Raw genomic sequence first — 23,637 nt, 5'->3', positions numbered from 1 at the left:
ATTCGGTCACCTTTCTAAAATTATTGTTCTTCATCACTAAAGGTGCTTTGTTCTTGGGTCTTTTCTTGACCATCCACCTTATCAAAGGCGACCTTGACTTCTTCATCGTCACGGTTCAATAGATCTGGGTTGGTACGGGCCAACTTTTCCAAAGCGTCAACAGGCAAGACAGAATCGTCTTCGTCCATTTGCTTCAATTGAACGGCTTCACCTTCTTGGTTCAAGACACGCATGTCCAAACCGAGAGCCTGCAATTCCTTCACCAAAACTCGGAATGATTCAGGAACGCCTGGCTTAGGAATGGCTTCACCCTTGATGATTGATTCGTAAACCTTTACACGACCAGCAACATCATCAGACTTGTAAGTCAAGATTTCTTGCAAAGTGTAAGCGGCACCGTAGGCTTCCAAAGCCCAAACTTCCATTTCTCCGAAACGCTGTCCGCCAAACTGGGCTTTCCCACCAAGAGGCTGTTGCGTAACAAGGGAGTAAGGACCGATTGAACGGGCGTGAATCTTGTCATCGACCATGTGGGCCAACTTCAAGTAGTGCATCACACCGACGGCAACACGCTTATCGAAGGCTTCACCGGTTTGACCGTCGTAAACGACCGTCTTACCATCGGCTGGCAAACCAGCTTCGGCCAAAGCTTCTTCGATTTCATCATCGGTTGCTCCATCGAAAACAGGAGAAGCAACGTGGATACCCAACTTCTTAGCGGCATAACCCAAGTGCAATTCCAAAACCTGTCCGATGTTCATACGTGATGGCACACCCATGGGTGACAAACAGATATCAACTGGTGTTCCATCTGGCAAGTATGGCATGTCTTCTTCGGGAACAACGACTGAAACAGTACCCTTGTTTCCGTGACGACCGGCCATCTTGTCACCGACTTGGATCTTACGCTTTTGGGCGATGTAAACACGAACCATCTGGTTAACACCAGGGGCCAATTCATCACCGTTTTCAGGCGTAAAGACGCGAACGGATTGCACAACACCGCCACCACCGTGCGGTACCTTCAATGATGTATCGCGAACTTCGCGAGCCTTTTCACCAAAGATAGCATGCAAAAGTCGTTCTTCGGCTGATAGGTCAGTCACACCCTTAGGCGTCACCTTACCAACCAGGATGTCGCCATCCTTAACTTCGGCACCAACACGAATGATTCCGTTTTCATCCAAATCCTTCAGTTGTTCTTCACCGGTATTTGGAATTTCACGAGTAATTTCTTCAGGGCCAAGCTTTGTATCACGAGCCTCTGAATCAAATTCTTCGATGTGAATTGACGTATAAACGTCTTCACGAACCAAACGTTCGTTCAAGACGATGGCATCTTCGAAGTTGTAACCGTGCCAAGTCATGAAGGCGATGACAGGGTTTTGTCCAAGGGCCAATTCACCCTTTTCCATTGATGGTCCATCAGCCAATACTTGGTCATCGTCAATCTTTTCACCGACTTTGACGATTGGCTTTTGGTTATAGTTCTTACCACCGTTAGAGCGGCGGAACTTCATCAATTCGTAGGTATCCAACTGACCGTCTTCACGACGCACGCGGATTTCCTTCGCATCAACGTATTCCACTTCACCAGGAGCCGTTGAAATAATGGCAGCACCTGAATCGTGGGCAGCCTTGTATTCAACACCAGTTCCAACGATTGGCGCGTGTGGGTCGAGCAAAGGGACGGCCTGACGTTGCATGTTGGCACCCATCAAGGCACGGTTCGAATCATCGTTTTCCAAGAAAGGAATAACAGACGTTCCAACCGAAACAACTTGCTTAGGCGAAACATCGACGTAATCGATTTTTTCAACTGGCGTTTCGATGTTTTCTTCACCGAAGCGGGCCATGGCTGTGTTGTGGACGAATGAACCATCGTCTTCCAACTCCGTGTTGGCCTGGGCAACAATGTAGTTATCTTCTTCATCGGCCGTCAAATAATCAATCTTGGCAGTAACCTTGTGCGTACCCCAGTCAACACGACGGTATGGTGTTTCGATGAAACCATACTTGTTGATGCGACCGTAAGTAGCCAAAGAGTTAATCAAACCGATGTTAGGACCTTCGGGCGTTTCGATTGGGTCAATACGGCCGTAGTGGGTGTAGTGAACGTCTCGAACTTCAACGCCGGCACGGTCACGAGTCAAACCACCAGGTCCAAGGGCTGACAAACGACGCTTGTGGTTCATTTCCCCAAGTGGATTCGTCTGATCCATGAACTGTGACAGCTGTGAGGAACCGAAGAATTCCTTAATTGAAGCAACAACCGGACGGATGTTGATCAATTGTTGTGGTGTTACCGTTGCGGCGTCTTGGATTGACATCCGTTCGCGAACGACACGTTCCATACGAGTCAAACCAATTCGGAATTGGTTTTGCAACAATTCCCCAACGGAACGGATACGACGGTTACCCAAGTGATCAATATCATCAACTTGACCAACACCTTCTTGCAAGTTCAAGAAGTAGTTCATACCGGCAATGATGTCGGCTGGACGAACGTTGTGTTCGTTTTCAGGCAAGTGACCGTTTCCAATCAAGACCAACGTCTTGTCTGGGTTTTCAGGTGATTCAATCTTAATCTTTTGAAGAACAACGGGGTCCTGCAAAACGGCATCGCCGGATGGCGTGTATGAAACCGTCTTAAAGTCAGGGTTGTCCAAGAATGGTGCCAACTTAGCCATAACAGCCTTGTCCACAACCGTTCCCTTTTCCGCAATGATTTCACCAGATTCAGGGTCAGCCAACGTTTCGGCCAAGGTCTGGTTCAACAAACGGTTTTTAAGTGACAACTTCTTGTTGATCTTGTAACGACCAACGGGAGCCAAATCGTAACGCTTTGGATCGAAGAAACGAGCCACCAAAAGGGCACGAGACGAGTCGGCCGTCTTAGGTTCTCCTGGACGCAAGCGTTCGTAAATGTCCTTCAATGATTCTTCAACACGGGAATCGGACATGTTCTTGTGAACGTCCTTTTCCAAAGTCATGTTCAAGGCATCGTATTGGTCAGAGAAGATGTCGATGATGTCAGAATCTGATCCAAAGCCAAGGGCACGAACCAATTCCGTCATCAGCAACTTACGCGTCCGGTCGATACGAACGTTAGCGATACCCTTGGCATCCGTTTCGTATTCCAACCAAGCACCACGGTTAGGGATAACCGTTGTACCAAAGTGTGGACGACCGTTCTTGTCAGCTTCCTGGTTGTAATAAATACCAGGTGAGCGCACAAGCTGTGAAACGATAACACGTTCCGCACCGTTAATGATGAAAGTTCCCTGCTTCGTCATCAATGGGAAATCACCAAAGAAGACGTCCTGGGACTTAATCTCACCCGTTTCCTTGTTCGTCAAGCGAAGCGTGACGTGCAAAGGTGCTGAGTAGTTCGCATCATGTTCACGGGCCTCATCGATGTTGTACTTTGGCTCCATTAACTGGTAGTCAACGTATTCCAAAGACAAGTTTCCTTGGAAGTCTTCGATTGGCATGATGTCGTTAAACATCTCCTTGATTCCTTCATCAAGGAACCATTGGTAGGATGCCGTTTGCACTTCGATCAAATTTGGAAGATCCAAAACTTCTTTAATCTTCGAGTATGAACGACGAGTACGGTACTTACCATATTTTACTAAATGTCCTGCCACACTTATCACCTCATCTAAAATTCACTGTTCATGCAAAATAAATTTGACAATTTTCGTAAAAATTTAGCAAAAAAGTCCTTATTTTGGGGCCGAAAGGCACAAAAAAAGCAAGTCTCGCGACCGTTAGGGCGCGGACCTTGCCTGCTATAAGGGCTCTGATGGACAATAGATCACCAGCCGCCATATTTATTTACAGTGTTACTGAATACTATTATACGGGTCTTTTCAAAAAATACAAGGGAAATTCTTGACAAAATTATGAAAAAGGGGTAAGAGGTACGGACCAATGAAAAAACTTGCCACTGACAAACGACGGTTTTGGAGAAGTTCATCAATCCTTACGTATTAATAAGTAAGGGTCGTAGTTATGCCCCCGGAAGGGAGGTGATAACCGTGATTTTCAGCTACTTCATCGTGCAACTGCTTAACGCCGTGCTAACTGTTTTAACCGCTGTTTTGACAGAATTCGCATTAACTAAGTTACACAAGTGGTTTAATCGAAAGAAATAGCCACATGTGCCTCGGTTTGACAGCCGGGGCTTTTCTTATACCGACATCATATTTTGGTAAAAATGCATTCAAATAAAAAAGCCGTCGCTGACAAACGACGGCTTTGAAAAGAAATGATAACCTTTTCAACTACTTCACGCTCGAAGTATAGCAGTGGCAACAAAAAAATTCAATCCAATATTCCTTATTGGAACCCTTAGGTCAAATAAAAGCCCTCAATGACATAAATATTTTCGACATCATCCCCACGCCTGCCAAGCCAGCACTGTCGACAGCACCAATGCAAAGATACCGACGTAGCGCTCAATTTTATTTTGTGGAACGTGGCGAACGACGATCGGACCGAGAAAGCCACCGGCGAAGAGGCCCACTAACAGGATTGGGATGACCACCCAGTGGACAGGCATGGTGAAGGCGAATAGAATTCCTGCCACACCGTTGTTTAGAAAAGTCGCGAAGTTACGAATGGCGTTGTAGGTCGCATACTTTTCGTTCAGCGCCCTGGACAAGACGGCAATCATCAGCAAGCCCGACCCAGCGCCGAAGTAGCCGATGTAGAGGCCGACTAAGAAGATGCTAATCCAGCCCATGGCTTTAACCCATGGGCTTTTTGTTAGTCCTTCTCGCTGTTTCTTTGGCAGCAAAATCATGATGGCGGCTAACAGGATAAAGAGTGGCACGACTTTTTTAAAGTCCGCATCGGAACTGTGAATGAGGAGCAAGGCACCTAGAATACCAGCAGATGTGTTGATGAGGGCAATCAAGATGGCCTGCTTCCAATGATGTTTCAGCTCTTTAAAGGAAGAAAGCAGCGTGCCAATCCCAGAACCCATCTGCGAAATGGTGATGGTGGCGTTAGCACTGACTGGCGTAATGCCGATCGACAGCAGCACGGGATAGAGGGTGAGCGCGGCCATCCCCACGATGCCGTTCAAGATACCAGCCAAAAGGCTCATGATTAATAAGTAGATAACGCTTGCCATGGGTTCTCCCCTTCTCCTCTTACTTATCATTTAGTATAGCACTGTCGGGGTGACTATCAGCCGGCTGCCAAGTGTTTCACGTGAAGCAACGTCAATTAATCTACTTGCTCTACACTAGCTATCGTTTTGACTGATTCTTTCCTCTCTTCATACGCCACTGGTTCACCTGGACGGCGACCATCCCCAAAACAAAGTAGAGCGCAAACTGTCCCCACCATGGCCAGCTATCCACTGAGTGCTTTGTTGCTAATTGAATGATGACAATAAACGGCACGAAAATCAGAACCGCAACCAAACCACTAATCAGTGCCTGCTTGTTATTTTCTCTGGCAAAGATCTTTTTCATGGGTTGTCTCCTTTGTTCTTCTATATGAAAGGATAACAGATATCAAGTGAGACCAAAACGGGCCATTACTGAATGACTCTTCTTTAATAATTAATACAAAACAGAATGAAATCATTTTTGGACGCTTGCTATAATTCAAGAAACGAGAGGTTTGCTCTCCCCCAGTTGAGCAAGCAACTATAAAACCAGATATATTAGGCTGGGTGCGACCCAGATCGTTGGCTGACAACAGAAAAAGTAAGCCAGGTTCATCCTGGATTGTTGGCTGGCAACAGAAAAACTTGTGTAGCGGTGACTGATTTGGTCATCGCTTTTTATTTCGATCAGTGAGGTTTAATATGACAAGAAAGATTTCAAGGAACGATGGATTCTGTTTGAGTGAACAAAGGGATCGAATTCGAAAATTTCAATTCGAAATGGAAAAAGGCTATCAAGATTACCAGAACGGCCACGTTCGGCCGATAGAGACAGTTTTTGAAAAGTACGAGAGTAAATTCTAGCAACTTAAAAAAGGTCGTACACGAATTGAATCGTGCGCGACCTTTTATGTTTAACTACATGCCAGCATGATTGAGATGATTCAGTCCAACTGCTATCCCACACAAAAAGGAAATTAAAAAAACAGCAGTGAATAAAATCCAATAACCATACTCATTTAATTCGGCACGCAATTTTTCTACTGAAAATTCCTGACCCTTTTTATTCATCATTTTTCCTCCAACCCTTTTAATCCAAAAACAAGCAGGACAAAAAAACCTATCCTACTTGCCTTTCCCCTGTTGATATGATGTTAGCAAACAACACCGACTTTATCAAGCAATGCCAGTCCTTGCTGCTACATGTTTAGCACTGAAAACATATTTTTGCTTGACCTTCTGCTTCTTTTATCTTCCAAATCATTTCAGTGCTAATGCGTTGACTTCTTCTACCAAGTGTTTGGCTGACTGCATTGAGCAAAACCAAATGATGATATAAATCAGAATGTAGATAGCAGTATAAATCAAAAACCAGGTTGCCGTAAAGGGGTACCATTTGGCAAAGAGCGCTAGAACCGTATAACCTACATAAGTCACCAGGAAATGATAAGTCGTTTGTTTGGTGATACTGATGGATTCAATTCGATAGATGAAGGATGCCAAATAAAACATGGCCCCCATGCCTGCCCAAATCAATGTAGCAACCGCCATTGCCTGCAATGGTGAGGAAAAACTGTCAACAAAGCGATTACCTGATGGCTGCATGACGTTTAGTTGATAGCAATAGCTAAAAAATAGCGAGAGTAACAGCCCAATGGTGATACCAGCAGAAATGCTAGAAAGTAGTCCTTTAAAAAACTTCATCATTTGAAATACTCCTTTTTAATTTTGTACATGTATCGTCTTGAAGCATAGGTATAGCTGCCGTCTTTTAGCACAACTTGATACAGACCCGTCTTCGTCAGTGAAAACTTACAGACAAAGTGTTGATTGACAATCTCCGACTGTGAAATTTGGAAGAATGAATCGGACGGCAAAAGATCAGCAATTTCATAGATGTATTTTTTGATTCGATATTTTTTCCCATTTACTTGGCAAAAAACGCTTTTCTTTTCTGTAAATACCCGTTCAATACCATTCACCTCAAAGGTATAAAATTCGCCATCTTGTTCAACATTTACTTGTTGTTCATGCAAAAGTCGTTTGATTTTTAGAAATAAATTCTCAAAAAAGACAGTTCGTTTGGGTACGTTAACTAGAATCTTCGCTTCCGCATTATCTTCTGAGACATTTAAAAGCACTTTCAAGGATCTCACCTCTCTCCTTTGTTCTATTTTGATAATAGCATGTTGCAAAAATCCTGTTACCGTTTTAGAGAAATCTGGTCCCTATAGAAAGATAAGTGGTTAATCCACATAAAAAGTCGTTCATGGAAATCCATGAACGACTTTTTCATTTTATTTCTTACCCGTCAAATCCACGTCTTCTAGCGGAATCAACTTCGTTTTCTTTGACCATTTGTAACCAAAGTATGGAATCACAAAGATTGGCACGGACAAGTAGGTCACGGCAATCTTATCCCATTCCCAGTTTGCAAAGGAAGCGGGATCCTGCAAACAGATAACGATGATGGACATGAGCAAAGCAAAGATTGGCCCGAATGGGAACCACTTTGCCTTGTAAATCAGGTCATCAACCTTGTGCCCCTGGGCAACGTAAGCCCGCCGGAAGCGCAGGTGGGCAATGGCAATACCCATCCAGGCGATGAAGCCGGTCAAACCGGAAGCGGACACCAACCAACCATAAACGATGTTGCCACCCTTCATTTCAGAAGTGAAGGCAAGCAAGCCAACGGCCATTGTTAAGAGCAGCGCTGCCCAAGGAACACCATTTTTGCTTAAGCGACCAAAAATCTTTGGTGCTTGCCCCTTCTTAGCCAGCGAGTAAAGTGTACGCGTTGACGCATACGTACCGGAGTTGGCGGCTGACAAAACAGAAGTCAGGATAACTGCATTCATCAGAGAAGCAGCGAAAGCAATCCCCGCGTTCTTAAAGACAATCGTGAAGGGTGACATCAAGATGTTGCCGGAATCGGCAGCTGACATCAAACGGGGGTCCTTGTAGTAAACCAAGGCGGAAATCACGAAGATGGCCCCGATGTAGAAAAGCAAGATTCGCCAAAAGACGGAGTGAATGGCCTTAGGAACGGACTTGCTAGGGTCCTTGGCTTCACCAGCCGTAATCCCGATTAGTTCAGTTCCTTGGAAAGAGAACCCAGCCACAACGAAGACGGACAAGATACCACCCATGCCACCAACGAAGCCATGGTTACCAACCGTCAAGTTGCGAACCACGTCCGTGTGGGAGTTAATGATACCAAAGATGGCCAAAACCCCGATAAAGAGGAAGAAACAGATTGTCACCACTTTAATCAAGGACAACCAGAACTCCGTTTCACCAAAAGTGCGCACGGAGAAAAGGTTAATTAGGAAAATCAAGACCAAGGCAATCGCTGAAAAAATCCAGGATGGTACCTGTGGCAGCCAGAATTGGGCAACTAACCCAACCGTGACGGTATCCACGGCCAAGGTGATGGCCCAGTTAAACCAGTAGTTCCAGCCAAGGGCAAAGCCAAAAGCCGGGTCAACGAAACGATTGCCGTATTCAGCAAACGATCCTGACGTTGGGGCAAAAGTCGCCATTTCACCCAAAGACGTCATCAGGAAGTAGACCATGATACCGATTGCCACGTAGGCAGCAATGGCACCAAATGGCCCGGCTTGTGAAACCGAAGCACCCGATGTTAAGAAGAGACCAGTTCCAATTGAACCACCAAGCGCAATCATTGAAACGTGGCGGGTTTGGAGCTGGTGCTTGATTGTATTCACATTTGTTTCTGCCATGAGCAAAAACCTCCATTTTGTTTTGACAAACAAAAAACCTACTTCTGTACAAAAACAAAAGTAGGCGTCATCACATTTTTTAAGCATGATAGCAAAGCGCACCGTTTAAAAAACGACAGTCCGGGAAATTTTCTTTCACGTCCCAAGTTCCCCCTCCCCCGAGGGAAAACTTTCGGCAACCGCACCTTTAACACTGGTTCAACGTCCTGGGTGGACTCTCCAGTGCGACTCATCTTGGTTGCAACCTCTTTGTTTGTTGGCTTTAGATTAGCACAATTAAATTTTACCGTCAACACCAAAAAATTGTTGAAGGCGCTTTCCGCCACGAATGTAAACAGTGGCAGTCAAACGGAAGTAATAATAACCAATTAGAGCAGCCCCAATCAACGTGATGGATGAAAAGTCGTAATCAACGATGGCAGCAAAGGCCAAGTCAATCCAAAACAAGACCATGATGACTTCAATTGTTTTTTTCACCCATTGCGCCACCGGAAGTCGAACAACCAATGCTTGCTTAATTTGAAATAACAAAAAGACCCAAACCACGCTGGCCACAGCCGGCATCCACTGCGATAACACCGGTCCATCGTCCCAGTAAAAGAAAGTCAGCAAAGACCATCCCCAACTAGCCACCACTAGAATCGATGAACAGGCCAAAGACCACCAGAAACCGACTTTGAAATCGAGCGTCCGCAAGAAAGCTGCCCAGGCAATGCTCAGCACCCAAACAATCCAGAATTTTTTCAAGAAATAGGCGGGTACGAGCAAGAATCCAATTTTGCTAGCAGCCACGGTTTGAATAATGATGGCCACTACGGCATCAATCATGGTCAAAAATGTACTGTTAAAACGCAACATGATCGATAAGATAATGAAGACGATTAATGAAAAAATGGGTAAAAATCGTCTCTTTTTCAATGGGTAGAACAATGCCGTTACGACCTTTCCTTCTCAATACAACTCATCATTTGCTGCTTAACCAAAATAATTGATACCCATGGCAGCTCGGACCTGCTTCATGGTCTCTTCAGCCTTTTCATTTGCCTTACGGGACCCCTCTTGAAGCATGGCCATGACCGCATCCATGTCCTTGGCATATTCCATGCGCCGTTTCCGGATTGGTGCCAATTCAGCTTCCATGACTTCAAGCAAGTGCTTTTTCAACTTCATGTCCCCCAAGCCACCACGTTGGTAGTGTTCCTTTAATTCCTGGACCCGCTTCTTATCCGGATCAAAGATGTCCAAGTAAGTGAAGACAACGTTTCCTTCCACGTGGCCAGGATCTTCCACCCGAATGTGGGTCGGATCAGTATACATGGACTTGACTTTATTAGCCAACGTCTCGTCATCATCTGACAGATAAATGCCGTTGTTCAAAGACTTGGACATCTTGGCGTTACCGTCAATCCCTGGTAGGCGACCCTGTCCCTTTGGTGGGAAAACCCCTTCAGGTTCGACCAAAATATCAGTATGGTACGCATTGTTAAAGGCGCGAACCAGCTCTCTTGTCTGTTCAATCATTGGCTTTTGATCATCCCCAACCGGTACCTTCGTTGCCTTAAACAACGTAATGTCGGCCGCCTGTGAGACAGGATAGGTCAAAAAGCCAGCAGGAATCCCTTCTCCAAAGCCCTTTTGTTGAATTTCTGTCTTAACCGTTGGGTTGCGCTCCAAACGCCCCAAAGAAACTAAGTTCATGTAAAACATCGTTAGTTCCGCCAAAGCCGGAATCTGAGACTGAACAAAAATCGTTGACTTCTTTGGGTCAATCCCGACCGCTAAGTAATCCAAGGCAACTTCACGAAGTGACCGTTGAATCTTCTCGGGATCACGGGCGTTGTCAGTGAAGGCTTGCGTATCGGCAATCATAATGTAAGGGTCGTAAATTCCCTCGTTTTGCATGGCCACCCGGTTCTTTAGGGAACCGATATAGTGCCCAATGTGCAGTTTTCCGGTTGGTCGGTCACCGGTTAAGTAAATTTCTTTTTCCATGATTGAATGAATTCCCTTTATTTTCTAACCCTCTTATTATAACGAATTACATAAAGTCTTGCAGACAAGCTTTGTTATTGGTATATTATTAAAAACAAATGAAAAACATTTAATGAAATAGGAGGTTGTACGATGAAATATGCTGTTGTTGGAGCGGGTGCCATGGGGTTGCGCTATGGGCTTTTGCTTCAGGAAGTGGCTGGTAAGTCCGTTGACTTTGTCGAGCCGACAAAAGAATCGATCGACAAAATTAAGGGACAGGGCAACCTCGTCTACCAATCACGCGATCACGAAGACAAGCACCCCGTGCTAGTCAATATTTACTCACCAGAAGAATATACCGGCGAGCCGGATGTTTGGATTTTCTTCATGAAGCAAATGCAACTGGCTGAGACCCTGGAGCGTATGGCGCCCCACTTTAAGGATAACCAAGTGGCCGTCGGAGCCATGAATGGAATGGGCCACATTGAGAAATTGCAATCCTACTTCAAGGATGACAAGATCATTGGCGGAACGGCCATGATCGCGACGATTTTGAATGACTTTGGCGACGTCGACTTCATTGGTAAAGCCAATTCCGGCGCTTCCGCATACTCGAATTTATCCGGAGAAGAAACGGAAGCGACCAAAGAAGTCATGGAAGACTTTCAGGCTGCCCACTTGAATCCAACGTATTCAAACAACTTTATGGGCACGTTGTTGACCAAGGTATTCTTTAACGCCGTGGAAAACTCAATCGCGACCATGTTCCAGGCCCGCATGGGAAACTTGCTTTCCTATGACCAATTCGTGCCGACCATTGCGAAGCCATTGGTGGACGAAGCCTACGATGCAGCTGCTGCAGCCGGTATCACTTTATTGGAGACACGCGAGGAAATGCTCGTTCAAGTTGACTACGTGGCCCGTGAAGTGGTTCCTTTGCACTTCCCTTCCATGTATCAAGACTTTGTTAAAAACCGTCCGACCGAAGTTGACTACATCAACGGTTGGATTGCCGACTTGGCGGAGGCAAACGGTGTGGCAGCGCCAACCCAGCGCTTCATCACTAACCTCGTGCACCTGGCCGAAGCCATGCGTGAATTTAACCCACCAGTTAATCAATTGGCACAGTAAAACAATAAAAAAGCCCCTAGCGGGCTTTTTCTTTTGTTCTTATTAAAAACGATTAAGCGAGAAAGGTTTCAAATCAAGGAAAACATCCTTCCCGGCCACTTGGTCTGCCAAGACTTTTCCAAGGACACTAGCGAACTTAAAACCATGCCCCGACAGGCCGGTGACCAGTTTAACTTGAGGATGTCCTGGTAATTGATCAATGATAAAGTCCTCGTCGGGCGAAACATCATAGGTACAGGCTGCCCCAAAGTCCAGTCCCGCTGTCCCCGTCAGGTATTGTGCCAACAAGGGCTTAATCTCCTCCTTGTCTTCTGGATACGAACCATAGGTAGCGCGTTCAGCTGGTTCTGTAATCACTTGACCGCCGTCGTGCTTGCCGATTTTAATATCACCATTTTCTCCTGGAAAACCATAGTAAGTTGCATCACCCGCAATTTCAATCGTAAAGGCGGGAAAGCCCCGCTGTTCCGTCAAGCGTTGATCATCAATTTTAAACCAGGCAAAGACTTTTCGTTTCACCGTGATTGGCAAAGTCGGAACCAACTTCTTCACCCAGCTACCGGTGGTCAAAATAACCTCTTTGGCCAAATAAGTCGTTTGGCTGTTTGTAATAACCACTAGGCCATCCTCTCGGTAGTTAATGCTCGAAACAGCTGAGGAAAAGTCCTGATCAACACCGAGCTTTTCCGCAAGTCTCAGATACGTTTCGATTGCAACCTCTGAATGAAGGTAGCCAGCATCTTTTTCATAAACCGCTCGGTAATCATCATTAAAATGCAAATTTGGAAAAGCGTCGTTAATTTCCTGACCTTCCAAAAACTGCACGTTCAAGTCAAACTTATCGGCCGTGTGCGCCACGTTTTCAATGAAGTCCGCTCCCTTAGGACCAACATTCACCACACCGACTTGATGAAAAATATCTTGGCCAGACTGTTCCTGAAGATCTGCCCATAGTTTTTTCGCTTCTAGAAGCAGGGGCAAATACTTCTCGCCCTCTCCATAGGCATAGCGAATGATTCGCGTTTGACCATGGTGCGATCCCTGTTCATGTGGTGGCCGATGGCTATCTAATTCTAAAACCGCTAACCCTTCTTTAGCTGCATAGTATCCGGCTGCCGATCCAACTGACCCTGTTCCAATAACCGCAACATCATAAACTTTTCCCATTTTCCTTCTCCTTTTATAACTAAAAAGTCCCGTAGTCAAAAGACTACGGGACAATCGAAATCGTGTTACCACCCTGATTTTAATCAGCATCACTACTAATTACTCAACAGGTACGCCTATACAAGAGATACCCTAACGCCTTAACGGGCGCACCCGGTACCGGCTGACTCGAAGCTCACCGGTACAAAACTCAAGGACCATCTTCAAAGGTTTCTTCTTACCAGCTTCCATCACCGCTGGTTTTCTGTAAAGCATCCACCTTTTACTTTTCCCATCACCGTTTGTTACCAGTAGTTTATCAATCGCATTGCACCCTGTCAATGTTTTATTAGAGAAAAATGAAAATAAATCTTGATAAAAGCAAACAAAAAAGCCGCCAGCAAATGCTGGCGACTCTTTAGTAGCCCGTGAGAGAATCGAACTCTCGATTCCGCCGTGAAAGGGCAGCGTCTTAGCCACTTGACCAACGGGCCATGGTCAGTTGTTATTTGATATCGCTATCAAACAACTATGTTAGTATAGCAAGCTAACCCTGACCTCGTCAATAGAAAATTTAAAAAAATTTATTTTAGTACCAGTTGTACTGACGATGATGTGCTAAAGCAGCAACCGCTGAACCGTAGCGATCGGCAATGTAGCTCTTCATTGCTTGCAACTGATCTTGGTAGTCAGCCGTGTTTCCACCATAACGGGCACGCAATGATGGTGACAATTGACCAATTCCGTAGTAGATACCGTTCGTCGCATTGACGTTACCACCTGATTCAAGCATGATGATGGCCTGCAAAGCACTTTGTTCATCCGTTGAATCAGCCGTTGTTGATTGGTTACTTACTGTAGCAGAAGTGCTAACAACCGTTGCGGCAGACGTGTCTTGCGTTGTAGCAGCAGTATCCGTTACCTGAGCAGTGGTTGATGCTGAAGTAGCCTGTGCTTCTGATTGTGTATCAGTTTGGCTCTGCGTATCCGTGGTCGTCGCTGCAGTTTGCGTTGACTGATCATCGGCTGACGTTTTCAACACTTGCCCAACCGTCAATTGGTCAACATTTTGAATGTTGTTCCAAGATGCCAAGTTTGACACTGTGGTGTTGAAACGGGATGCCAATGTCCAAAGGTTATCACCTGATTGGACAGTGTATGAGCCATCAGCGTTGGCTGCGTTTGTTGTTTGTGCTGATGTACTATCAGTACTTGCAGAAGAAGTATTGGCTTGACCGATAATAAGGTTTTCACCAGTGTAAATCTGGTCAACGTTTGAAATGTTATTCGCCTTCGCAATTTCATCAACTGACGTGTTGTACATGTTGGCAATGGCGCTCAACGTTTCACCGGACTTGATTGTATGTTGCTGCGTATCATTGGCTGAAGCGGCTTGATGCCCGAGGGCAACCGAGCCGGCCAATCCAGCAGCGATTAATAACTTATTCTTAATCGTCATTTTGTTCTCCTTTTTGCTTCATTCATCAAAACAACCGTCGGTTAGTAATGACTACTCCATACACTATGATACACTTCCAAAGTTTAAGCCTGCATTAAAATATCAAAATAAAACAAAAAGGACTGACAGATGTCAGCCCTTTTCGTTTATTGACCACTACGGATCGAAGCGACGTGAATGCGGTTAACTGCTCGCATTAACGCAACGTGTGCCATTGCAATTTCACGACTGTCCTTCACTTCTTGCGCGTGAGCAAGACGTGATTGAGCACGTTCTTTGGCATTTTCAGCACGGTTAACATCAATATTATCAGCAATTTCAGCCGAATCAGCAATCACCGTCAATAGGTCGTGTGAAAACTCAGCCACACCACCATTGACCGCTAACGAACGCTTTTGGTCATCTTTTTTGACAATCATTTCATCAATGGCAAGGGCAGCCAAAACTGGCTCGTGCCCTGCCATGATTCCCATTTGTCCACCTTTGGTGTTAATTACCGCAATTTCGGCACCTGTCTGATCATAAATCTCACCTTCTGGTGTCACAATCTTAACGGCAATTCCCTTTTGTTGTTCTTGTTCAGCCATGGATTACCCCCTTATTGGGCCATTGACTTCGCCTTGTCAACCACTTGTTCAATTGGTCCAACGTTACGGAAAGCATCTTCTGGCAGATCATCATACTTACCAGCAAGAATTTCCTTAAATGAACGAACCGTTTCAGCAATTGGGACATATTCCCCCTTCACACCCGTAAAGGTCTCAGCAACTGAGAAAGGCTGCGAAAGGAAGAACTGAATGCGACGGGCACGGTTAACCGTAACCTTTTCCTCATCCGACAATTCATCCATACCCAAGATGGCAATGATGTCTTGCAATTCACGGTAGCGTTGCAACGTTCGCTGCACTTCCGTAGCAACATCATAGTGTTCCTGTCCAACAACTTCAGGATCCAAAGCGGAAGAAGTTGAGGCCAAAGGATCAACGGCAGGGTAAATTCCTTGCTGTGTCAATGAACGTTCCAAGTTGGTCGTGGCATCCAAGTGGGCAAAAGTCGTGGCAGGAGCAGGATCGGTATAATCATCGGCAGGCACATAAACGGCCTGGATTGACGTAACGGCACCCTTCTTTGTTGAAGTGATTCGTTCCTGAAGCTTACCCATTTCAGAAGCCAAAGTTGGCTGATAACCAACGGCAGAAGGAATACGTCCAAGCAAGGCGGAAACTTCAGATCCGGCCTGCGTGAATCGGTAGATGTTGTCGATGAAGAGCAAAACATCTTTTCCTTCGTTATCACGGAATGATTCGGCCATTGTCAAACCAGTCAGGGCAACACGCATACGTGCACCAGGTGGTTCGTTCATCTGACCGTAAACCATGGCGGTCTGCTTCAGAACGCCTGATTCCTTCATTTCGTGGTACATGTCGTTACCTTCACGGGTACGTTCACCGACTCCGGTAAAGACAGAGATACCGTTGTGTCCCTGGGCGATGTTGTGAATCAGCTCTTGAATCAAGACCGTCTTTCCAACACCAGCACCACCGAACAATCCAGTCTTACCACCACGAATATATGGTGCTAACAAATCAATCACCTTAATTCCCGTTTCCAAAATTTCACGGGAAGTGGTCAACTCATCATATGCTGGTGCTGCACGATGAATTGGGTGACGTGCAACGGAAGGAGCAATTGCTCCTGCATTATCAATCGGTTGGCCCAAAACGTTAAAGACACGACCAAGCGTTGCTTCCCCTACGGGAACTTCGATTGGCTTACCAGTGTCTTGAACAGCCATGCCGCGCTGCAACCCATCCGTTCCGTCCATGGCAATGGTCCGGACGACGCCGTTCCCCAAGGCCAACGAAACTTCGATTGTCAGAGTCTTACCGTCTCCCAAATCAACAAGCAAAGCATTGTTAATTTCTGGAATTTCAACCCCTTCATCAAAGGCCACATCAACGACTGGACCGATCACTTGTACGACTTTTCCAGTAGTCATGCTTGTTTCCTTTCTCTGCTAACAGTGTCAAACACCGTCTTCATTAACTTATTCCAGTGCGACCATTCCACCAGTGATTTCAGTGATTTCAGTCGTGATTTGTGATTGACGAGCACGGTTATACTGCAAACCGAGTGATGAAATAATGTCATCAGCTGAATCAGTTGCAGAAGACATTGCCGTCGATGAAGCAGCATGTTCGGCTGTCTTAGCATCAAGCAACGCTTCAAAGACGAGTGACTGAATGTATTGTGGCAAAACCACGTTCAAAACAGTCGTCGCATCCGGCTCAGAATCATAGGCAGAAAGCGTATCAAAGGATTGCTCCTGACCATCTTCACCCTCTTGTACCCGTGTTTCCTCAACGACCTCACGCGTCAACGGCAATAACTGCACATTGCGCTGGTCAGCTTGAAGACGGTTAATAAAGTGGTTGTAGACAAGGTGCAATGAATCAAAAGCTTCCGCCTCATAAAGAGAAATCACGCTTTTCAACACCTGCCGCACTTCATTAAAAGTCGGTACATCCGACAAACCACGGTGTTCAAGAGCAACGGTGAAGCCACGCTTTTTATAAAAGTCGGCCCCGTTACCACCAATCGCTAAAATGACCGCATTGTCTGGCGTTAAGTTATTTTCTTTCATCAAGGCATTTGTTTTCTTGATGATGTTGGCATTGTATGACCCAACTAAGCCACGGTCAGAAGTAACCAGCAAAATTCCTGTCTTCTTAACAGGTCGCTTGGCAACCATTGGCAAATGAGACGCGTCAACATTATCCAAAACATGGGCCTCAATCAAATGTGAGACAACCGCCTTCAAACGGTACGCATATTCATGGTAACCAGTTGTTGAGCGTTGAATCTGACTCAATTTGGCTGTCGACACCATCTGCATGGCTGATGTAATCTGTCGCGTTTTCTTAGTTGAGGCAATCCGCCGTTTAATATCTTGTAAAGAAGCCATTTTGCCTCCTTTTATTGATCAGCAGAAGAGCCTGTATAGCTGTCCTTGAAGTTCTTCACCGCTGCGTCCATCTTATCGGTATCTGGCAATTGCTTTGTTGTCACAATTTCATCCAACAAATCTTTTTGGCTCGCATTCAAGTAAGCAATGAATTCATCTTGGAAGTGTTGAATATCATCAACAGCAACATCATCCAAGTAACCATGTGTCAAGGCATAAAGCACAAAGACCTGGTGTTGAACAGCCATTGGCTTGTGCAACGGCTGCTTCAAAACTTCAACCGTTCGCTTACCACGGTTCAACTTAGCTTGTGTTGAAGCATCCAAATCGGAACCAAACTGAGCAAAGGATTCCAATTCACGGTAGGATGCGAGATCCAAACGCAAAGTTCCAGAAACCTTCTTCATGGCCTTGATCTGGGCATCCCCACCAACACGGGAAACAGAAGTTCCGGCATCAATGGCTGGTCGAACACCGGCACGGAATTGATCAGCATCCAAGAAAATCTGTCCATCGGTAATGGAGATAACGTTCGTTGGAATATAGGCCGACACATCCCCGGCCTGCGTTTCAATGATTGGCAAAGCCGTCATTGAGCCACCACCCAATTCGTCTGACAACTTGGCTGCACGTTCAAGCAAACGTGAGTGCAAGTAGAAGACGTCACCAGGGTATGCTTCACGACCAGGCGGACGACGAAGAATCAAGGATATCTCACGGTATGCCGTTGCTTGCTTTGACAAATCATCAAAGACAATCAAGACATGCTTGCCGTTATACATGAATTCTTCACCCATCGCTGCACCGGCATATGGCGCCAAGTACAATAGAGCGGCCGCTTCAGCAGGTCCTGCATTCACGACAATTGTGTAATCCATGGCACCCATGCGCTTCAACGTGGCAACCTGTTCACGAACCGTTGAATCCTTTTGACCGACCGCTACGTAAATAACAATCATGTCTTGATCCTTTTGGTTCAAGATTGTATCGATGGCAATGGATGTCTTACCAGTCTTACGGTCACCGATAATCAACTCACGCTGACCACGACCGATTGGAACAAGGGCATCAATGGCCTTAATTCCGGTTTGAACTGGTTCAGAAACTGACTTACGAGCCATGACACCAGGTGCCTTGGCTTCGACAGGTCGAGTCTTTGTTGTTTTCAAGTCGCCTAAACCGTCAATGGGTTGCCCCAAAGCGTTAACGACACGCCCGATAAGTTCTTCACCGACAGGGACTTCCATTACGTGTCCCGTCCGCTTAACTGTATCACCTTCGCGAATACCTTCTGAGGAACCCAAAACAATGATTCCCACTTCAGATTCTTCCAGGTTTTGAACCATTCCGTATGCACCGTTGTTAAAAGTCAACAACTCACCAGAAAGGGCATTTGCCAATCCAGTTGCTCGTGCAACACCATCACCGATGTAGGTAACGGTTCCAATTTCTTCTACAGTCAGTTTTGTGTCGAACTTTTCGAGCTGCTGCTTAATTAAAGCAGAAATTTCTTCAGCTTGAATCGCCATGTCTTTCCCTCACTAACCTAGTAACTCTGCCTTCAATTTGGCAATCTTCGTCTTCAGCGATCCGTCAATCAAAATTGACTTGGATTGCATGGACACACCGGCAACCAAATCGGGATTGATTTGGTAAGTAGCTTCAACCGTTTTTGCGCCACTTTGCTTCAAAAAGGCTTGTTCCAACCGTCCCTTTTGCTCATCATCAACAGCTACTGCTGACGTGATAACGACGGGTTCGATTCCTTGACTCTGTTGGTACAGCTCAATGAATCGATTGGTAACAGCGCCTAGCAAGGCGAAATGGTGGTGTGACAACAAAATCTTTGTTAAATTCACAACCGCCTGGTTGGCTCCCTTAGTCAATGTGTCCAATAAGGAGACTTGGTCTTCTTCTGAAATCGTTTGTGCAGCTAAAAGCGCCGTCAGTTTTGGCGTGCTTTCAACCACTTGTGTCACGACTTTCAAATCAGCCAGTAGGCTGTCAAAAGAATCTTGGTCGGCGCCGTAGGCTAAGAGTGCCTTAGCGTATTGGTCGACCACTTTTCCTTTTTTATTAGCCATCTGTCCTCCTTACTGCTGACCCAATTCTGCTAAGTATGCATCAATTAGGGCCCGCTGGTCATCAGCAGATAATTCTTTTTGAATCAACTTTGACGCAATCGTTACGGACAAGTCCGCCACGTCCTTTTTGGCCGTGTTCATTGCATCATCCTTCATCTGTGCAGCATCTTCTTGAGCAGACTGGCGCATACCAGCAACTTGCGTATTCGCTGCTTGAATCAAGGCGTCTGATTGTTCCTTGGCGGACTTCTTAGCCACGGTAATCATTTGACTGGCCTGATTCTTTGAATCGGACAATTCCTTTTGACGTTGTTCAACTAAGGAAGCGGCATCTTGGTTCTTTTGTTCAGCCTCATCCAAATCCTTATTAATCTTATCTGCACGTTGGTCCAAGACCTTTGTTAACGGTCCATAGGCCACCTTCTTGAGAATGACCATCAGTAGGAGGAAGGCAACAATAATAAAGACCATATCGCCAAGAGGCATCGCCTTTGTCATTAATAATGTTTGTGCCATCATCTATCTCCTCTAGGGCTTTTGCTTACTTGTTAATCAAAGTAAAGGCCATACCAACAACGATGATTGGTAGGGCTTCGGCCAAAGCCAACCCAAGGAAGGCACGTGACAAAAGCTTTCCAGCTAATTCAGGCTGGCGAGACATTCCGGCCAAAAACTGTGAATACATGATACCAACACCGATACCACCACCAATGGCAGCTCCGGCGAAGGCGATTCCAGCTGCAATAACTCCTAAGTTCTGTAAATCCATTTGCTTTCTCCTTTTAATACGAAAGAGCGTTTCTTCTTTACTATTGGATGATAACGGTCCCCCGTGTTGACTACATCAGCAACAAAGGCCTATTCCTCGCCTGATAACTGGGCCGTAAACACGGCCGTCAGCATAACAAAGACGTAGGCCTGGATGCCACCGATCAATAACGAGAAGGCCTGCCAAGCCATCTCTAGCGGCAATGCAACGATCCAACCAAAGCCATTTAATGAAAAGGCCATACTTGCCAGCAAATTCAACATCAATTCTCCAGCGAAGATGTTTCCAAAGAGTCGTAGCGCAAGTGTCAAAAAGTTCGTCACTTGTTCAACGACATTCAACGGGAACATGGCAGCATATGGTTTTAGGAACATGTTCTTCAGATAGCCGCCCAAGCCCAGTGTTTTCACACCAGTTGCATGAGCGAGCATCAAAGACATAATAGCTAAACTAAATGCAATTAAAGGATCGGCCGTTGGGGACTTAATCAAGGTCACCTCTGAAGCTGTCTTAACTTGTAGTAACAGTCCCATTTCGTTTGAAACAACAAGGAACAAGAACAGGGTAAAGCTATACAGCCCAAATTGACGGGCCAGGTTGTTAGGTAACTGGTCCCCTAAAATTCCCCTGACAAAGTCCAAGACATACTCAATCACGTTTTGCCCACGTGACGGTCGAATCGCAACTTTTCGCGTTAGGAAGACTGCCAACAAGACAACAACGGTCATCGCTAACAAAGTTGAAATCACTGTTGTCCAGGTGAAAGTCAGACCCAACAACGAAAAGGTTGATGTCGGTTCATCCATCGGTTTTCTCCTTTCTGCAGTTCTTTATTTTGGTATAAGACATTCGCTCCCATACCTCAAAATATACCCCCAATAATACGCCCACTATTTTCTAAATACAAGCGATTTTGTGCTAAATTCACAACAAATCAAGAAAATTTTAAATGTGTCGTACAATTATGCAACAAAATGTTTAATATGTTGATTAACTGCTTAGAAAAGGCTTTATCAAGCCCTTCAAAAGAAATAAATGATAAAAACTCACCAGCTATTCTTTTGTAATTTTCCTATTGAAGTGCCTCTTTTTTCTCTTTTTTGTGAAAATCCAACCAAATAGATGACGACGTAATCATACTTCTTTGGATGAGTTACTTAGTTGACTTTGGTAAACAGATATTTAAAATCACGCCCAATACAGTCGCCAAGGCCACACCTGAAAAGTCAATTTGTGAGGTCAACGCTAAGTGGAAGTTTCCAATCCCAATAACCATCACTGGTCCGGCAATTAACAAGTTACGCTTTTGTGAATAATCGACTTTATTATCAACCAACACCTGTAGTCCGGCAGCAGCGATAACACCATACAGCATCAAACCAACACCACCCGTTACTGCGGCGGGAACCGATTGAATAATGGCCGTTAACTTACCAATAAAGGCAAAGACAGCAGCAAAGACAGCAGCCCCTCCGATAACCCAGACGGAATAGACCTTTGATAACTGCATAACCCCGATGTTTTCTCCATAAGAAGTCACGGCGGGACCACCAACTAGACCGGCAAAGACAGAGGCTAACCCATCGCCAGCCAAGGTCTTATTCAAGCCCGGATCCGTGAAAAAGTCGTGCCCCGTAATCTTTTTCAAGACAAGTAAATGCCCAATGTGCTCAGATAACGTGACCAAAACAAGCGGCACCATCGTCAGCATGGCCAGTGGATAAAAGTTACCGTCAAAGTGCCCGTGGTTCATGAACAAAAAGTCAAACTTAGGCATCGAGAACCAGCTGGCCTGCCCAATTCCTGACAAGTCCACCAAGCCAAAGGCAAGGGCTAGCACATAGCCAACGACGATTCCAATTAAAACCGAAATCATCCCGAGGAAGCCCTTTAAGTATTGATTGGTAAAGATCATGACCAACAGCGTGAGGCCAGCCACCAAAAAGGCCCGCCAGTCGTATTGCCCATTAATTTGGGTTCCGGACTGTGCAGCCGTCTGGGCCAATGAAAGGCCAATCACCATAATCACCGGACCCACGACTTCGGGAGGAAAGATTCGATCCATCCAACCGGTACCGACTTTAGCAACGAGCAGGGCAATGACTAAATAACACAAGCCGACAGCCACCACACCCTGGCCAACCGCAGGGTAGCCAAATGTCTTCAGAAGCGAAGTCATCGGAATAATGAAGGCGAACGATGAGCCCATGTAGGCGGGTACACGCCCCTTTGTCACGAGCAAATGAATCAGCGTACCAATTCCAGAAGAAAAAAGGGCAACACTGGGGTTCAGTCCGACCAATAACGGAACCAAGATGGTCGCACCAAACATCGAGAAAAGATGTTGGAGAGAAAGACCGATTAAGGTTGGAAAGGGTGGTCGTTCATACAATTTATAAAGTGGGGCGTTATTTTCTTTTTTTACCATGTTTGCGCTCCTTATTTTGCCTGCAGAAAAAGCCCACCAAAACGATGAGCTTTAGTGGACTTTTTAATTACTTCAATGTCTTCTTGTCGTTAATTGACAAATCAGCGTTCAAATCATAAACGATTGGTTGACCGTTTGCGATTTCAACGTTCAAAATGTCGTCATCGGAAATGTTTTCCAAGTGCTTTACCAAAGCACGAAGTGAGTTACCGTGGGCAGCAATGACAACGTCCTTGCCGGCTTCCAAATCCTTCTTGATTTTAGCATCAAAGAAAGGCAAAACACGTTCCAAAGTAACCTTCAAGTTTTCACCCAATGGCAAATCACCGTAAGGTACATCAGCGTAACGAGCATCAAAAGCAGGGTATGTCTTACCCTGTACTTCAACCGTCTTTTCGTAGTCATCAAGCAATGGAGGCAAAACATCGTAGGAACGACGCCAGATGTGAACCTGTTCGTCTCCCCACTTCTTAGCGGCTTCCGCCTTGTTTTGTCCCTGCAAAGCACCGTAATGACGTTCGTTTAGACGCCATGACTTTTCTTCTGGTACGTAAAGTTGACCAGCTTCTTCCAAAGCATAGTGCAAAGTCGTGATGGCACGGGTCAAAACTGATGTGTAGGCTTGGTCAAAAACAATGCCCTCTTGCTTCAACAATTCCCCTGCGTGCTTGGCTTGTTCAATACCTTGTTCGGACAACTTTGTGTCCACCCATCCGTTAAACAAGTTCAATGCGTTCCATTCACTTTGTCCGTGACGGATCAAAACTAATTTTGCCATGTTCTAGCTCCTTTGTTTGCTTGAATAATTCTTGT

The 23,637-nt window shown here is 45.6% G+C and carries 22 protein-coding genes, 1 tRNA gene, 1 riboswitch and 1 other annotated feature; of the genes, 1 reads left to right on the top strand and 22 read right to left on the bottom strand.

The genetic code is table 11. The features are described from left to right. Positions 1-20: 20 nt before the first annotated feature. The 9 genes from rpoB to trpS all read right to left on the bottom strand — a co-directional run bounded on the left by rpoB (position 21) and on the right by trpS (position 10,860). A complete protein-coding gene (gene rpoB, locus ACSYSL_RS05465; protein ID WP_187753585.1) occupies positions 21-3,650 on the bottom strand; it encodes a DNA-directed RNA polymerase subunit beta in 3,630 nt (1,209 codons plus the stop codon). A gap of 749 nt (positions 3,651-4,399) precedes the next feature. Continuing rightward, positions 4,400-5,143: a sulfite exporter TauE/SafE family protein gene (locus ACSYSL_RS05460; RefSeq protein WP_491708524.1), complete on the bottom strand. Its 744-nt coding sequence runs from the start codon at positions 5,141-5,143 to the stop codon at positions 4,400-4,402. Positions 5,144-5,261: 118 nt separating this feature from the next. Beyond that, complete coding sequence (locus tag ACSYSL_RS05455; RefSeq protein ID WP_491708523.1) at positions 5,262-5,489, bottom strand: hypothetical protein; 228 nt, start codon at positions 5,487-5,489, stop codon at positions 5,262-5,264. Positions 5,490-6,043: 554 nt separating this feature from the next. Then, the gene (locus ACSYSL_RS05450) at positions 6,044-6,199 is read right to left on the bottom strand and encodes a hypothetical protein (RefSeq protein ID WP_491708522.1); all 156 of its coding nucleotides are present in this window, start codon (positions 6,197-6,199) and stop codon (positions 6,044-6,046) included. 186 nt (positions 6,200-6,385) lie between these two features. Further along, positions 6,386-6,829, bottom strand: a complete 444-nt coding sequence (locus ACSYSL_RS05445) for a DUF3021 domain-containing protein (protein WP_491708521.1) — start codon at positions 6,827-6,829, stop codon at positions 6,386-6,388. Continuing rightward, entirely contained in the window at positions 6,829-7,266 is a 438-nt protein-coding gene (locus ACSYSL_RS05440; protein WP_491708520.1) for a LytTR family DNA-binding domain-containing protein, read from the bottom strand. The genes ACSYSL_RS05445 and ACSYSL_RS05440 overlap by 1 nt, the downstream gene beginning before the upstream one ends. A gap of 156 nt (positions 7,267-7,422) precedes the next feature. Further along, positions 7,423-8,868 carry an amino acid permease gene (locus tag ACSYSL_RS05435; protein ID WP_491708519.1) on the bottom strand — a complete coding sequence of 482 codons (1,446 nt, stop codon included), beginning with the start codon at positions 8,866-8,868 and terminating at the stop codon, positions 7,423-7,425. Between the two features lie 86 nt (positions 8,869-8,954). Further along, positions 8,955-9,126, bottom strand: a riboswitch (Lysine riboswitch). Positions 9,127-9,144: 18 nt separating this feature from the next. Beyond that, positions 9,145-9,696: a hypothetical protein gene (locus tag ACSYSL_RS05430; RefSeq protein WP_187753593.1), complete on the bottom strand. Its 552-nt coding sequence runs from the start codon at positions 9,694-9,696 to the stop codon at positions 9,145-9,147. Positions 9,697-9,843: 147 nt separating this feature from the next. Then, the gene (gene trpS, locus ACSYSL_RS05425) at positions 9,844-10,860 is read right to left on the bottom strand and encodes a tryptophan--tRNA ligase (RefSeq protein ID WP_491708518.1); all 1,017 of its coding nucleotides are present in this window, start codon (positions 10,858-10,860) and stop codon (positions 9,844-9,846) included. Between the two features lie 132 nt (positions 10,861-10,992). Between trpS and ACSYSL_RS05420 the strand changes: the two genes are divergently transcribed. After that, entirely contained in the window at positions 10,993-11,973 is a 981-nt protein-coding gene (locus tag ACSYSL_RS05420; RefSeq protein WP_187753595.1) for a ketopantoate reductase family protein, read from the top strand. A 42-nt stretch (positions 11,974-12,015) separates the two neighbouring features. Here the strand turns inward: ACSYSL_RS05420 and solA are convergent, their stop codons facing one another. The 13 genes from solA to gpmA all read right to left on the bottom strand — a co-directional run bounded on the left by solA (position 12,016) and on the right by gpmA (position 23,602). Further along, complete coding sequence (solA, locus tag ACSYSL_RS05415; RefSeq protein ID WP_491708517.1) at positions 12,016-13,140, bottom strand: N-methyl-L-tryptophan oxidase; 1,125 nt, start codon at positions 13,138-13,140, stop codon at positions 12,016-12,018. 43 nt (positions 13,141-13,183) lie between these two features. Beyond that, positions 13,184-13,427: a binding site (T-box leader), on the bottom strand. Between the two features lie 114 nt (positions 13,428-13,541). Continuing rightward, positions 13,542-13,613: transfer RNA gene (locus ACSYSL_RS05410), tRNA-Glu, on the bottom strand. 95 nt (positions 13,614-13,708) lie between these two features. Next, on the bottom strand, positions 13,709-14,578 hold the full coding sequence (locus ACSYSL_RS05405) for a LysM peptidoglycan-binding domain-containing protein (protein ID WP_010691421.1): 870 nt from the start codon (positions 14,576-14,578) through the stop codon (positions 13,709-13,711). Between the two features lie 146 nt (positions 14,579-14,724). Beyond that, complete coding sequence (locus ACSYSL_RS05400) at positions 14,725-15,165, bottom strand: F0F1 ATP synthase subunit epsilon (RefSeq protein WP_010691420.1); 441 nt, start codon at positions 15,163-15,165, stop codon at positions 14,725-14,727. 11 nt (positions 15,166-15,176) lie between these two features. Further along, positions 15,177-16,577: a F0F1 ATP synthase subunit beta gene (atpD, locus tag ACSYSL_RS05395; protein ID WP_010691419.1), complete on the bottom strand. Its 1,401-nt coding sequence runs from the start codon at positions 16,575-16,577 to the stop codon at positions 15,177-15,179. 48 nt (positions 16,578-16,625) lie between these two features. Continuing rightward, positions 16,626-17,543, bottom strand: a complete 918-nt coding sequence (locus ACSYSL_RS05390) for a F0F1 ATP synthase subunit gamma (RefSeq protein WP_010691418.1) — start codon at positions 17,541-17,543, stop codon at positions 16,626-16,628. 11 nt (positions 17,544-17,554) lie between these two features. Continuing rightward, entirely contained in the window at positions 17,555-19,072 is a 1,518-nt protein-coding gene (gene atpA / locus ACSYSL_RS05385; RefSeq protein ID WP_187753598.1) for a F0F1 ATP synthase subunit alpha, read from the bottom strand. Between the two features lie 12 nt (positions 19,073-19,084). Then, the gene (gene atpH, locus ACSYSL_RS05380; protein WP_187753599.1) at positions 19,085-19,627 is read right to left on the bottom strand and encodes an ATP synthase F1 subunit delta; all 543 of its coding nucleotides are present in this window, start codon (positions 19,625-19,627) and stop codon (positions 19,085-19,087) included. A 9-nt stretch (positions 19,628-19,636) separates the two neighbouring features. Continuing rightward, positions 19,637-20,146: a F0F1 ATP synthase subunit B gene (gene atpF, locus ACSYSL_RS05375; RefSeq protein ID WP_421823397.1), complete on the bottom strand. Its 510-nt coding sequence runs from the start codon at positions 20,144-20,146 to the stop codon at positions 19,637-19,639. Between the two features lie 22 nt (positions 20,147-20,168). Further along, positions 20,169-20,396, bottom strand: coding sequence for a F0F1 ATP synthase subunit C (gene atpE, locus ACSYSL_RS05370; protein WP_010691413.1), 228 nt, complete (start codon positions 20,394-20,396; stop codon positions 20,169-20,171). Positions 20,397-20,485: 89 nt separating this feature from the next. After that, positions 20,486-21,202, bottom strand: a complete 717-nt coding sequence (gene atpB, locus ACSYSL_RS05365; RefSeq protein WP_187753601.1) for a F0F1 ATP synthase subunit A — start codon at positions 21,200-21,202, stop codon at positions 20,486-20,488. Between the two features lie 347 nt (positions 21,203-21,549). Then, positions 21,550-22,824 carry a uracil-xanthine permease family protein gene (locus ACSYSL_RS05360; protein ID WP_491708516.1) on the bottom strand — a complete coding sequence of 425 codons (1,275 nt, stop codon included), beginning with the start codon at positions 22,822-22,824 and terminating at the stop codon, positions 21,550-21,552. Between the two features lie 67 nt (positions 22,825-22,891). Beyond that, the gene (gene gpmA / locus ACSYSL_RS05355) at positions 22,892-23,602 is read right to left on the bottom strand and encodes a 2,3-diphosphoglycerate-dependent phosphoglycerate mutase (protein ID WP_010691410.1); all 711 of its coding nucleotides are present in this window, start codon (positions 23,600-23,602) and stop codon (positions 22,892-22,894) included. Positions 23,603-23,637: the final 35 nt, after the last annotated feature.

It is taken from the genome of Fructobacillus sp. ESL1129 (assembly GCF_058507945.1).
Note: the sequence above shows the minus strand (reverse complement) of the source record. Positions and strands in the feature narration are given on the sequence as shown.